Genomic DNA, 14246 nt, shown 5'->3' on the forward strand with positions numbered 1-14246 from the left:
TAACTGTTTTCAATGGTTTTTGTTATGATAACATTTATATTATGCTATTATTCCTTGATGATAAATATCTATTCATTCTTTGTTTCTATTTTTCTTTACTTAAAAAGTCAATGGCATACTGTGCATAAAGAGCAGCTCCTATTTCTAATGCATCTTCATCAATATTAAATCTTCCATGATGATGAGGATAATTAGCTGCTTTTTCTTCATTCCTAGCACCAACAAAAGCTATAATTCCAGGGGTCTTTTCCAAATACATTGCAAAATCTTCTCCACCTGTGACTTTTTCCATCTTTTCAATAGCTTCTTTTCCAAACAATTTCTCAACTGATTTGCAAGCTATTTCAGAACATTCCTTATCGTTGATGACAGGAGGTGTACCAAAAGTGTACTCTAATGAACCTTCAGCACGATAACTTTTAGCTGTATTGACGATAATTCTTTCTAAGATGCTGGAGAACTTTTCTCTTAATTCAAGATTAAAACACCTTGTGGTTCCTTCTAAAATAGCTTCGTTTGAAATTACATTAAATCTTGTACCTGAATGGAAGCTGCCTACACTTACTACAGCTGACTCTAAAGGACTAATTTCTCTACTAACAACCGATTGTAAATCCATGACAATAGCAGAAGCTGCTACAACAGCATCTATTCCTTGATGTGGTAAAGACCCATGACCTCCTAATCCCTTGACATAGATTTTAAATAAATCTGCTGATGCCATTCTGGGTCCTTCTTCTATAGAGATTTTTCCCACTTCTACATCACTCCAAAGATGGATACCAAATACACTATCTACTCCCTCCATGACACCTTCTTCTATCATCTTTCTTGCTCCTTGAGCCAGTTCTTCTGCTGGTTGAAAGAATAGTTTTATACTCCCTTCAATATCTTTCTTCATATCTTTTAAAATTTTTGCCGCTGTTAATAGCATGGCAGTATGCCCATCATGACCACAAGCATGCATAATACCTTCATTTGTTGACTTATAGGAAACTTCATTATATTCCTCTACTTGAAGAGCATCCATATCCGCCCTAAGTGCTACAGTTTTTCCTTTGTTTTCTCCCTCTATAGTTGCAACAACTCCTGTTCTAGCCACTACATCAAAAGGTATCTCCATTTTCTTTAGTTCTTCTTGTATTCTTTTAGAAGTCCTTATCTCCTCCCAACTTGCCTCGGGATACATATGAAATTCTCTTCTCATATCTATCGCATATTCTTTATATTTTTTTGCTAAATCTTTAATCTTCATTTTTTACTACCTCCGCAACATCTAATATTGTATGATAAACTAACTCTATACCCTTTTGTAAATCTTTATATCCTGTCCATTCTTCAGGACAATGACTTCTTCCATCTTTGCTAGGAACAAAAACTAATCCTACTTTTGTAATTTCAGCCATCATCATGGCATCATGTCCTGCTCCGCTTAACATATCTACTTTGGAAAACCCTAATTTTTTACAGTTTTTATTGAATTTCTTAATAATATCTTCATCTAATTTTACTGGAGATACTCTGAGTTTTTCTGCATTTGTATAACAAATCCTTTTCTCTTTAGCTTCTTTTTTTAGAGCATCAATGATATCTTTGATTACCTGATCTATGGAATTTTCATCTTTTGAACGAATATCTATTGTGAACTTTACTTCCCCTGGTACAATATTGGTAGCCCCTGGCAAAACCTCTAAAACCCCTACCGTAGCTACGGTGCCTTTTTCTGCTTTTTTAGCTATATTACTGATTTGGCTAATAACAGTAGCTGCAGCATCTAAGGCATCTCTTCTCATGTTCATTGGAGTAGTTCCTGCATGATCTGGTCTTCCCTTTATAATAACTTCTAAATGTCGTATACCTACAATACATTCAACAATTCCAACATCCTTCACATTGTGTTCTAATACGGGTCCCTGTTCAATGTGTAATTCAAAAAAGGCTTTTGTTCTCTCTGGTTTTCTAATGGCTTCTTGAATTTTATCAGGATCAAAACCAAAATTCTTCATAGCTTCAGCAATCGAAATTCCTTCAACATCTTTATGTTGATCTAATTCATTCCTTGTAAGCTTTCCCACCATTCCTCTACTGCCAAACAATCCAATCCCAAACCTTCCACCTTCTTCTTCAATTAAAGCAAGAAACTCAATAGGATACTTTACTTGTACATTGTTATCCTTCATAGTTCTAGCAATTTCTAGTGCCATTGAAACTCCTGCTGGTCCGTCAAAATTTCCTCCATTTTTAACAGAATCATAATGGGAGCCTACCATAATAATGGAAGCATCTTTATCTTTTCCTTCTAATCTTCCTACAACAGTTCCAACAGCATCCTCATATACATATAGACCAGCTTTTCTCATTTCCTCTTTAATATATTCCCGTGCCAATCTATCTTCTTTTGTAAAGGAAAACCTTGTTAAACCACAGTCAGGTGTTGCATTAAATTTAGATAAGTTTTCTATATCTTTTTGTATTCTTTTTAAGTTGGTCTTCATTATGCTCCCCCTAATGTATGTAATTTTTTATATTGACTAAAGAAAATTAATAAATATTCCCGCTACCAAAACAGATACAATTGTAACGGTGGTAAATCCACCCACTAGCATTTTAGGAAGCATTTCATCCATTAAATAATCAAATTCTTCAGGTGTTTCAGCTAAAGCCTTTGAAGCTTCTTCTGTTAACACATAGTTTGGAGGAAATCCATATAATGCTGTTAAGGCAACCGCAAATGCCATTTCCTTGGAAAAACCTAATTTTTTCCCCACCAATGTAGACATCACCCCCATACCAGAAACCCCTAAAATAATAATACATCCTAAAGGAACAACAATTTCACTCAACATTTTTGGTGTAGCTTGAGCTAATTGGGCAAATATATAGGCCATTAATCCTGTCATTAGCCATCCAAAGGAACCCGATAGATTTAGTGGTTTTCTCTCTAGGAAGCCTATCTCTGAAGCAATAACACCAAAGATTAAACAGACCACATATTTTGATACAACTTCATTGGTAATATTAGCAAAACCCACTGCCATCCAAGCCACAATACCTAATTTTGCAAGATACATATAAGTTGTTCTATATTTTTCTGGTGTTTCAGGAAATATTCTAAATTTACTTTTAGAAACCTCAACGGTTGCAGCCATTTCTGCTTTTGCTTTATCTTTGATCTTTACTTTTCCACCTCTATACAATCCTATCAACCGTCTTCCTTCTTTTTTTAAACAGTGGGCTGTGATAGGATATCCAACAAACCCCTGCATAACATACATAACAATAGCTAATACCGCTAATTCCTGTAATCCTTTTGCTGCCGCTGCATCCGACATAATAATAGCTGCTACAATTCCTCCTGTAAGAGGTGGTGTAGCAATCATTACGGTTTCCCATCCAAATAATAATCTTCCTACTGTTAAAGTAGCTATACAGATACCAAGGATTCCTGCTAAAGCTATGGTAATCGTCTTCCATTGAGCCAGAAGCTCATTAATACTCATCATGGTTCCCATATGGGTAATCAATAAATACATTGCCAATAGAGCAAAGGGCATCCCTAAACTAGAAATATTGATTAAGTCCTTAGGAAAAATTGTCCAAAATCCAATTAAAAATATCACTGCTGATACAAACACTGATGGTATAAATGCCTTTGTTCTAGTAGAGATCACATCTCCAATAACTAATACTACCAATACAATACAGAAAGCTGTAATAGTACTCATTCTCATTCCTCCTCATTTTCATAACATTAAATAGCATTCATTTTTAATAATTAAATGTTTTAAAAACTTTTTTAATATTAAGCAATTTCTATACCAGTTTTCAATTCATAAAACAATTTTATTAAAACCTTGATAAACCTCATAAAAAGACTCCCCAAAATAAACTCAAAATTTTTTAGAACCTATTTTTCAAAAAAGCGATGATACATATCATCACTTTTTGATATATATCATCGCTTCTGTTCTTTTATGATTTTGAGTTTTTTTGCAACTGTTGATTGATCAACTTCTAATATTTCAGAAATTTTTCTAGTCGTTTTATATTTTTTAAAGGCTTTTAATAATAACTGCCGTTCCACTTCTTTTGTAGCTTCTTTCAAGGGTATAATTCCTCTTACCTCTATATTTGGTTCCTCTTTGATATTGAATAAATTATGATATATGTACTCGCTTTCTATATAATCTTTATCACAAGTAATCACCAATCTCTCTATTGCATTTTCTAACTCCCTTATATTACCCTGCCAAAAATGACTTGTCAAAGTATTATGAGACTCTAATGTCAACTTTTTATTAGTACAATATTTTTCATTATATTTTTTTAAGAAAAAATGAGTTAGTATAGGAATATCCTCTACCCGTTCTCTTAATGGAGGGATATAAACAGGTAGTACGTTTAATCTATAGTATAGATCTTCTCTAAATTTCCCTTCCTTTACCATTTGTCTAAGGTCTTTATTGGTAGCTACCAATATTCTTATATCAATATTAATAGGTGTAGACCCTCCAACCTTATAGATTTCTTGTTCTTCTAAAGCATGCAGTAGCTTTACTTGGAGATGAAGCGGAATTTCTGCTATCTCATCTAAAAATAAAGTTCCTTTGTTGGCTATCTCAAAAAATCCTTTCTTCCCCTCCCTCAATGCTCCTGTAAACGCTCCCTCACTATAACCAAAAAGTTCTGATTCCAATAAACTTTCAGTAATAGCTCCACAGTTTACTTGAATAAAGGGCTTTTCTCGACGATGACTCATCTTGTGAATCGTTTTAGCTATTAAACTTTTTCCCACACCTGTTTCTCCTTGCAATAAAACAGTTGCATCTACAGTTGATACCTGCTTTATTAGGTTCAAAACCTTCTTCATTATAGGATTTTCTCCTATAATAAAATTTTCTTGTAATTCCTGCTTTCTATGAAGTTCTTCTCTATACCAATCCAATAACTCTTCTGTTTCTTTCAGCCTATGGTTTAATTTTTCTACCTCTGTAATATCTCTAGAAATATTGATGGCTTTTTTTAAGTTTCCAACCTCGTCAAACATAGGTATTCCTGTCACCATAAATATTTTTCCAGTACGTGTTCTTTGTATACTAAATTCTTTTTGTTTGCTTTCTATTACAACCACTGTCATAGATTTATCAATAATTCCTTTTTTTTCTAACAAATAAGCACTTTGACCAAGAATTTCATCATCAGAAACTCCAAAATTTTCTTCTGCCCCTTTACTGATCCGTAAAAAAACTCCCTTATCATCAGCAATACTGATAAAATCAACAGTGCTATCTAATATTAGTTTTGACTCCTCATATATTTCTTTATATTGCTTTAATTCCTGCAATAAGAAATCCTTTTCTTTTTCCTCCATACTATTCACCTCTCACCATAATAAAAGAGACTAGGTTTTTTATTATTTCTATGATATCATAATTTTTCAATTTCTTAAGTATAAAAAGTTTTTGTTAAAGGCAATACTTTATTTAGGTACAGTTTGGTGCTACTACCTGTGGAATAAAATTTTAAGGGGGTTAATAAAATGAAAAGTACCAATGAGATAGATATTATTGCTCAAATAAGTGATATGAAAAATATTGATTATAGAAACACCTTAGCTATTGCTACCTTAATCGAACTACTCATCGAAAAGCGAGTTATTACTCGTCATGAATTTGCTAGAAAAGCTAATGGATTAGATAATATGTCTTTAGAAGAATTAAAGCAGTTAAGAACTCGTTTTTAAGCTAAAAAAAGTTCTTGATTTAAATAAAGCACCCTTTGAAAAATTTTTCAGAGGGTGCCTATTTGTGTTTTTAATTTCTGGTTTCAACGTCTAACTGTTTCAAAATTTCCTCTAATTCCTTAATATACCTCCCATATTCTGCCCAATCTCCCTCTTGAGAAGAACGGTTAGCATTTTCAAACACTTCATTTGCTCTTCTAATAAGATTTTCAACACCCTCTACCTTTTCTTCTTCGGGGGCCTGTGGCGTTTCTGGTCTTTCTTCCCTCTCCTCACCTTCCTCAGCAGGAGCTGTTGGTGTAGTTTTACCAAAAATCTTCTCCAAAGCTAAATCTAAGGTTGTTTCCATAACAATTTGATCTCGATAAGCAACGATAACCATTTTAACTTCTGGTAAGCTGTTTTGTGTAGAAGATCGAATGTATAGTGGTTCAACATACAGTATTGAATTTTCTATAGGAATCACTAAAAGATTTCCTCTAATAACAGAGGATCCCCCATCTCCCCACAGGGTTAAGTTTTGGGAAATTTGTGAATCTCCATCAATTCTGTTCTCAATCTGCATTGGACCGTAAATATTTCTATCCTTTGGTAGCTGATAAAGGATTAATTGGCCATAATGCTCACCATCATTTCTAGCCTTCAATATGGCTGTCATATTAGGGAGTGTACTTGGAGTATAGGGTACGGATAGAACAAATTCTTCCTTCTCTTCCCCTGGTAGTTTCATAATCATATATTGAGATTCAATATTTTGTTGACTAACGTCATATCTTTCCTGAGCAAGATTCCAAACATCCTCTCTTGAATAGAAAATAGATGGATTCGTAATATGATAAAGTTCATAGACCTCTGATTGAATATCAAATAATACTTGCGGATAGCGAACATGACTTCTAAGACCTTCTGGCATTTCTTCTAAATCTTTAAATAGCTCAGGAAAAATATTTTTATAGGTTTGAATAACAGGGTCGTTATTATCTGAGATATAATAGCTAACATCACCATTATAAGCATCGATTACTACCTTTACTGAGTTTCTAATATAGTTATTTCTTCCTGCCATATAAGGGGTAGAATAGGGATAATTACCAGTGATGGTATAACCATCGATCATCCAATAAAGACGTCCTTCTTCAATGACAATATAAGGATCTTCATCATAAGAAATAAAAGGAGCTATTTTATTAACACGATCCACCACATTTCTATGGAGGACAATTTTACTATCGGAGGTGATACTATTGGAAATCAATATTTTTAAACTCCCTTGACGAAGGGTATACAATAATCGATTGAAGCCCTTTAAAGGAATACCCGCTGTTCCCTCATAAATAGTTTCCGCATTGGCATCCCCCCCTAAAGGATAATCAAATTCTTTCTCTTTCGTATTTACAACAATATATTCGTCTGTTAATTCACCAAAATAAATCTCAGGTCTTTCAATATTTATATCAACACTACTTATAGGAGGAATGTTTCTAATTAAAAGCTCCGGTTGTCCCTCGCTGGTTACCGCATTGACTGGCGACAAAGCAACACCATAACCATGAGTATATTTTAAATGCTGATTAATCCATGTTTTAGCATTTTCATTTAATTTGTTTTGATCTAACTCCCGAGGAGCTAAGAAAACCTGTTTATACTCTCCATTAATCTTATATCGGTCAATATCTACATCTACAAAGCGATAGTAGGGTCTTATGGCTTGTAGTTGGTTATAGGATTCTATTGTTGGTCTATAATCGTTAATTCGAATGTTTTTAATAGTTTCTTTATTATTTTCTAAATCTTCTACTGTTAACGTATTGCTTACATCAAACTCTTTAACAGTAACATCCTTTAATCCATAGGCACTTCTTGTATATTTAATATTATTTTCAATATAAGGAGTTTCCTTAGCCATAACATTAGGATCTACCACTAGCTTTTCTACCCCTAGAACAGCCATATTTCCTAATAAAGTAATCAAAATAAGACTAGCTGGTACCAACAAAGCTTTTTTCCATTCTTTTTTAGAGTATCCATATAATAAAGCTGCAGCTGATAATAGAGCAATTACCATTTGTACTCTATATAAAATCAAACTTACATGAATATCTGTGTATCCTGCCCCATAAACAGCACCAGTAGAAGAATATAATAAATGATAAGCTCCTAAATAGAAGTTTGCTGCCATAATAATAAAGAAAATCATCCCAATAATAGTTAATTGCCTCATTCCTAATTGGGTAAAATTCTTTAAAAAGTTTTTGTTCCACTTTGCCTCTTGTTCTGATTGATAATAGGTTGGCTGTTTTATTGTAAACATTGCTATATAAAAAACAAAGGTAACTACTACTAAAGCCACTAATAAACCAACTAATGTGCTTAGCAGCTGTTCTATTACTGGTAGTTGAAAAATATAAAAAGATAGGTCTTTGTTAAATATAGGATCTGCTAAATCAAAACCTTCTGCATGAAAAAAGGTTAACAGATTGAACCATAGCTTCCCTGCTATTGAAGAAGCTGTAATAAAACCTAAAAATATAGAGGGTAATATCAATATTTTATTTATTGTTTTTTCACTTGTTCCTATATCATAAACCTGTGTCTTCTTGTAATAATCTTTTTTTAATATAATCAAATAAATATAATAAAATACAGTAGAAACAATAAAAATAGGTATACCTAGTTTTAATTGTGTTTTTAGCTTTGTTAAAAATACCTGTCCATAGCCTAACTCAGAAAACCATTGATAATCAGCTACAAAATTTAAAGTCTGCCTAAAAAAAACAATGAAAATAAAAAAAGCTATAGCTAGGAAAGCCCCTAATAGCTTTTTACGATTTTTCAAATCCTCCACTCTCCTTTATAGTAACTAACAAATTTAACTTAGTCATAATAAAAACTTCCTATAGTATAATATATTTTCATTATACTATAGGAAGCTTTTATTTTCAAACTATTGATTTAATTTCATGTCCCCTAGCTTAATCCACCCTTTTTTTCTCATATATTCAGCAATAATAAAAGTAAGAATAGCTGGCAAAACAAAGTGTAAAAAGATTACTTTTATCAGTACTACAGTGGAAGAATTTCCATTTTCTGTAACCATTTTGGCAAAGGTTCCAAACTGACCTACCAAACCACTGGTGCCCATTCCTGCTCCTATACTATTGTTTTCCATATAAAATACATAGGTAGCTAAGGGTCCTAAAATAGCACTTGCTAGTGTTGGTGGAATCCATATGAGGGGATTTTTAATGATATTAGGTACTTGTAGCATGCTGGTCCCTAATCCTTGAGCAATTAAACCTCCAAAACCATTTTCTCTATAGCTGGCTATACCAAATCCTATCATTTGGGTAGCACATCCTACAACTGCAGCTCCTGCTGCTAATCCATTCAAGCCTAATGATATGGCTAATGCAGCACTGCTTATAGGTAGCGTTAAAATCATACCCATTAAGGCTGCTACTAAAATACCCATAGGAATTGGATGAATGACAGTAAGACTATTAATGATTTCTCCCAATCCAGTCATCATAGCTGCAACAGCAGGTCCTATAAAATTTCCGGCTAATCCTCCTGTTATAATGGTAAGAGCAGGAATTAATACGATGTCTACCTTTGTTTTACCTGCTATTCGTTTTGCTATTTCTGCCCCGATCAAAGCTGCTACAAAAGCTCCTACCGGTTCTCCCACCTTTATGCTATAGATTCCTGCCTCTGTTAAAAATATAGTGTTAGCTCCAATAGCCCCAGTGGCGATAGAGGCAAATATGCCTAATGAAGGAGCTCCCACTGCAAAAGCCACTCCAGCGCCAATAGCTGGTCCCATTAAAAACTGAGCTATTTGTCCAAAGGAGGCCAATAATGGAATGTTTACTTGTTCTCCTATTTGCTTCAATATAAGCCCAATAATTAGTGAAGAAAACAATCCCAAAGCCATACCATTTAATGCTTTGGTAAAGTAGTCTCTAATAGATACTTTAGTATTATTAATTTCCATCAAAATTCCCTCTCTTTATCATCAATGATATTCATACTAATATCTAATGCCTTTACTGAATGGGTTAACTCTCCTACAGAAATCACATCAACCCCTATTTTTGCAATTTCTAATAATCTTTCTTCTATAACATTCCCAGAAGCCTCTAAAATTGCTTTTTTCTTAGTAATTGCTACAGCTTCTTTCATAGTTTCCACACTCATATTATCCAGCATAATAATATCAGCCTTTGCTTCGAGAGCTTCCCTTAATTGATCTATTGTCTCCACCTCTACTTCTATCTTTGCAGTATGAGGAATATTTTCTCTGCATTTTTCTATTGCCTTCTTAATACTTCTAACTGCTTTAATGTGGTTATCTTTAATCAATACTGCATCCGATAGATTAAAGCGATGATTATGACAACCTCCCATTCTTACAGCATATTTTTCTAAGACTCTAAGCCCTGGAGTAGTTTTCCTAGTATCTACCACTCGAACAGGGTATCCTTTTATTATATCATTATAGCTTTTAGCTTTAGTAGCAATTCCTGACATTCTTTGTATTAAATTTAAAGCTAATCTTTCTCCCGTTAGTAGATTTTTTGTTTTCCCTTTTAATTCTAGAATTGATTCTCCTTTAGTTACTAAGTCTCCATCTTTTTTGAAGGCTGTGAAGTGTATGCTTTCATCTATTAATTTAAATACCATTTCCACCACTTTTATACCTGCAACAACACCTTCTTCTTTTGCCTTCATGACAGCCTGCGCTTTATTGTTTTCATTAAATAAGATATCTGTGGTAATATCTGTATAATTAATATCCTCTATTAATGCATTTTTTATAATCTTTTCTACTAAGAATCTGTTATACAAGCAATTCCCTCCCTATAATTCATTAACCAACTAGATAATGAGAGCCAATGCTCTTTTTTCTCTTTAATGCAGCTTTAATAATTAACATTGCTACCGTTACCATATTATTAAGTTCATAATAGTCCATATTATCTTCTCTATATTTCATTAATTGATCCTTTATCTCTTTGATTGCCTCTAAAGCATTTTCCAGTTCTGCTTTACTTCTTACAATACAAACCTGCTGTTGCATTATGTTTTTTAAATCCTTTCTAAGAAAATGTATTTCTATAGGAGTTTCTTTTTGATCTATAGGTTTTTTAGGATTATTGTAGTGAGAGAAAACGCTATCTTCTTTTTTATAATTAGGAATGAATTGATTAATAGCATTGGCAACTCTATTGCCAAAAACAATTCCTTCTAATAAAGAGTTGCTAGCCAAACGGTTACTGCCATGAATTCCAGTACAGGCACATTCTCCACAGGCATATAATCCTTCTATATTGGTTTTTCCTTCTTTATTTGTCAATATACCTCCCATAACATAATGCTCTACCGGTGCTATAGGGATATAATTCTTTGTCATATCTACTCCTTTTGATAAACAGTAATTATAAATGGTAGGAAATCTATTTTTAATAAAATCTGAAGATTTATGAGTAATATCTAAATATACAAAAGGCTTATGGTTCTTTTTCATTTCTGTAAAAATACTTCTTGCTACAATATCCCTTGGAGCTAAATCCTGCATTTCATGGTATTTTTCCATAAAAGCTTCACCATTATGATTTCTAAGGATTCCCCCTTCCCCCCTCACTGCTTCAGAAATTAGAAAACACTGCCCTCCTTCAGCACTATAGAAGGCAGTAGGATGAAATTGTATAAATTCCATATCTCCAATTTCAGCAGATGCTCTATAGGCCATAGCTATTCCATCCCCTGTTGCTATTGTATCATTTGTTGTATTTTTGTATATTTGTCCAATACCACCAGTAGCAATAACTACCGCCTTTCCTTTATAAAAAAGCTTTTCTCCTTCTTTGTTGATTACTACAATTCCCTTTGCTGTGTTACCCTCTGTTAAGATGTCTAAAACAAAAATATCTTCATCTATTTCTATATTCCTTCTTTCTCTAACCTGTTGACTTAATATCTTTACAATTTCTTTACCAGTAGCATCCTTCACATGAAGAATACTATTTTGACTATGCCCACCCTCTCTCGCCAGCTTTAAATTACCTTTTTCATCTTTATCAAAATTCACCCCAAAAAACATCAGTTTATGGATATTTTCAGTAGATTCATCTACTAATATCTTTAAAGTCTCCAAATTATTACAATAACCCCCAGCCTTTAGAGTATCTTGAAAATGGATTTCTTTATCTATTGAAACTGCTATACCTCCTTGGGCCATTTGACTATTGTTTTTTTCTAAGGTAGCTTTACTTATTAGGGTTACCTTATATTTTGGATTAATATTTAATGCAGTAAATAAACCTGCAATCCCAGTACCCACAATAACGATATCACTATTTACTTTTTTTAATACCTCCATATTAAAATCAGTAACATATCTATGATTCATTATTTTTACTCTCCTTAGCTGATTTCCAGCATTCTTTTTAATGAATTTAATGCTCTTAATCTAACCTCTTCCTCTACAAGGATTTCCTTCTCTTCGTTCAACAAAGCTAAATAGATATCTCTTAGAGTTGTCTTTTTCATATTGAAGCAAACAAGGGCTGGTGATAGTAAATAGAATTTCTTATGGGGATTATTCTTTCTCAGTTTGTGTAAAACTCCCATCTCCGTACCTATAACAAAGGTTTTTCCATCACTTTCAGTGGCATATTTTATAATTTCCGATGTACTTCCTATAAAATCAGCCTTCTCCACTATCTCAGGAGCGCATTCTGGATGTACTAATATAGAAGCCTCTGGATGTTGTTGTCTAACAGCATCTATCTCTGTAGTCTTTACACGATGATGGGTAATACAAAAACCTTGCCAGGAAATCACTTGTTTTTCTGGTAGTTGTCTGTCAATATAGTCCCCTAAATTCTTATCAGGAATAAATAGCACTTTATCTGAATGAACACTTTTAACAACCTTTAGGGCGTTGGAGGAGGTACAACAAATATCACTTTCAGCCTTTACTTCTGCCGAGGAATTAACATAGCATACCACTGGAACATTTGGGTTCTCCTCCTTAAATTTTCTTAACTTTTCTACATCAATCATATCTGCCATAGGGCATCCAGCATCATAAACCGGCAACAGTACCTTTCTATCTGGAGATAGTATCTTTACACTCTCCGCCATGAAGTGTACCCCACTCAAGACAATTATATCTGCATTGGTTTTGGCAGCCTCTTGACTTAGTTTTAAAGAATCCCCTACAACATCAGCGATATCTTGTATTTCTGGTACTTGATAGTTATGAGCTAATATAACAGCTTTTTTTTCTCTTCTCAATTGATTTATTTCCTGTATCATTTCTTGATCTGTCATTGTATTTTTTGTCATAGTATCTACCCTTTCTAATAATAATGAATATATAATAGTAAAATACACATTCTTATAGTTTCTTACTATTATTCCAAATAGCAATTTAATCTTTGTGTTTTTACACTTGTCTTGTCACCTGTTGTAAAAAAATATATCATATTTTTACTCATTTATCAAGTAACCTTTTGCTAAAAGAGCTTCTTTCATCTTTTCAAAACTTTTCTCATCTGGTACATCTAAGGTATGAATATGGATTCCCTCGGTTAAAGAGGATAAGGGTTCTGCTTTTTCTTTTTTAATTTTTTCTATAAATTCTTCTAATTCTCTTTTATATCCTATGTCCAATATACCTTTAATTTCTCCATAGATGGGATGTTCTACAATTACGTCAAGAACTCTAGCACCATAATCTATCATAATTTGTAATTCTTCCTTCATGTCTTCGTAGCTAGTATGTTTTGAAACAACGGTTTTTGTTAGTTTTCTATTATCATTTTTAATCATTACATATCCTTGGGGTGTAGCAATTACATCTACACCTTGAGCCCTTAATAAAGCGATGTCCTGTACAATTACTTGTCTAGATACATCAAAAATCTTTGCTAACTCTGTTCCTTTAATAGGTTTGTTTTCTTGTTTTAGTTTAACTATAATAACTTCTCTTCTTTTTTTGCTGTTCATCTATTTCACCTCTCTATATTATTGATTATTAGTACCATTCTAACATAGTTCTTTTTCACGTGGAACAAAAACTAAAAAAAGCTCTACATGTTTTTGTAGAACTTTTTTCATTCACGTCGCAACGACCTACTCTCCCAGGCAGCTTCCCGCCAAGTACCATCAGCGGTTAGGTAGACAGCCAAAAGTTTGCTTTGTAACTTTTGTGCTGGTCACCTAGTTAAAAACCTAGATCTTTCTATTGTAATAGTATCTATCTTATCTCTCATGCAGTTCACCAGTCAAAACATCTATCTATAGTGGTTTTTAACTTCCTTAATTTATTTAAGCCCTTTCAGCGCAAAACGAAAACTAAAAAAAGCTCTACATGTTTTTGTAGAACTTTTTTCATTCACGTCGCAACGACCTACTCTCCCAGGCAGCTTCCCGCCAAGTACCATCAGCGCTGAAGGGCTTAACTTCTGTGTTCGGTATGGGAACAGGTGTGACC

The 14246-nt window shown here is 33.4% G+C and carries 11 protein-coding genes and 1 rRNA gene; 1 reads left to right on the plus strand and 11 read right to left on the minus strand.

The window, feature by feature from the left end; all coding sequences use genetic code 11:
• Window positions 1-85 precede the first annotated feature (85 nt).
• The 4 genes from CHB72_RS21215 to CHB72_RS21230 all read right to left on the minus strand — a co-directional run bounded on the left by CHB72_RS21215 (window position 86) and on the right by CHB72_RS21230 (window position 5371).
• On the minus strand, window positions 86-1255 hold the full coding sequence (locus CHB72_RS21215) for a M20 family metallopeptidase (RefSeq protein ID WP_089284883.1): 1170 nt from the start codon (window positions 1253-1255) through the stop codon (window positions 86-88).
• Complete coding sequence (locus CHB72_RS21220) at window positions 1245-2495, minus strand: Zn-dependent hydrolase (RefSeq protein WP_089284884.1); 1251 nt, start codon at window positions 2493-2495, stop codon at window positions 1245-1247. Before CHB72_RS21220 ends, CHB72_RS21215 begins: the two co-directional genes overlap by 11 nt.
• A 36-nt stretch (window positions 2496-2531) precedes the next feature.
• Window positions 2532-3725 (minus strand): hypothetical protein, encoded by a 1194-nt coding sequence (locus CHB72_RS21225; protein ID WP_089284885.1) that lies wholly within the window; start codon window positions 3723-3725, stop codon window positions 2532-2534.
• A 230-nt stretch (window positions 3726-3955) separates the two neighbouring features.
• The gene (locus CHB72_RS21230) at window positions 3956-5371 is read right to left on the minus strand and encodes a sigma-54 interaction domain-containing protein (protein WP_089284886.1); all 1416 of its coding nucleotides are present in this window, start codon (window positions 5369-5371) and stop codon (window positions 3956-3958) included.
• Window positions 5372-5539: 168 nt separating this feature from the next.
• On the opposite strand from CHB72_RS21230, the gene CHB72_RS21235 reads away from it, so the two are divergent.
• On the plus strand, window positions 5540-5743 hold the full coding sequence (locus CHB72_RS21235) for a hypothetical protein (RefSeq protein WP_089284887.1): 204 nt from the start codon (window positions 5540-5542) through the stop codon (window positions 5741-5743).
• Window positions 5744-5813: 70 nt separating this feature from the next.
• On the opposite strand, the gene CHB72_RS21240 is transcribed toward CHB72_RS21235, so the two are convergent.
• The 7 genes from CHB72_RS21240 to rrf all read right to left on the minus strand — a co-directional run.
• The gene (locus CHB72_RS21240) at window positions 5814-8588 is read right to left on the minus strand and encodes a UPF0182 family membrane protein (RefSeq protein WP_089284888.1); all 2775 of its coding nucleotides are present in this window, start codon (window positions 8586-8588) and stop codon (window positions 5814-5816) included.
• Window positions 8589-8687: 99 nt separating this feature from the next.
• On the minus strand, window positions 8688-9737 hold the full coding sequence (locus CHB72_RS21245) for a PTS transporter subunit IIC (RefSeq protein WP_089284889.1): 1050 nt from the start codon (window positions 9735-9737) through the stop codon (window positions 8688-8690).
• Window positions 9737-10591 carry a carboxylating nicotinate-nucleotide diphosphorylase gene (gene nadC / locus CHB72_RS21250; protein ID WP_089284890.1) on the minus strand — a complete coding sequence of 285 codons (855 nt, stop codon included), beginning with the start codon at window positions 10589-10591 and terminating at the stop codon, window positions 9737-9739. Before nadC ends, CHB72_RS21245 begins: the two co-directional genes overlap by 1 nt.
• 22 nt (window positions 10592-10613) lie before the next feature.
• The gene (gene nadB / locus CHB72_RS21255) at window positions 10614-12155 is read right to left on the minus strand and encodes an L-aspartate oxidase (protein WP_242975224.1); all 1542 of its coding nucleotides are present in this window, start codon (window positions 12153-12155) and stop codon (window positions 10614-10616) included.
• Window positions 12156-12169: 14 nt separating this feature from the next.
• Window positions 12170-13144 carry a quinolinate synthase NadA gene (gene nadA, locus CHB72_RS21260; protein ID WP_330397101.1) on the minus strand — a complete coding sequence of 325 codons (975 nt, stop codon included), beginning with the start codon at window positions 13142-13144 and terminating at the stop codon, window positions 12170-12172.
• Between the two features lie 96 nt (window positions 13145-13240).
• A complete protein-coding gene (locus CHB72_RS21265) occupies window positions 13241-13759 on the minus strand; it encodes a transcription repressor NadR (RefSeq protein ID WP_089284892.1) in 519 nt (172 codons plus the stop codon).
• A 390-nt stretch (window positions 13760-14149) separates the two neighbouring features.
• Window positions 14150-14246: ribosomal RNA gene (rrf, locus tag CHB72_RS21270) — 5S ribosomal RNA — on the minus strand; the annotation flags it as partial.

This window comes from Anaerovirgula multivorans, from assembly GCF_900188145.1.
In the GTDB taxonomy this organism is placed as follows: Bacteria; Bacillota; Clostridia; order Peptostreptococcales; family Natronincolaceae; genus Anaerovirgula; species Anaerovirgula multivorans.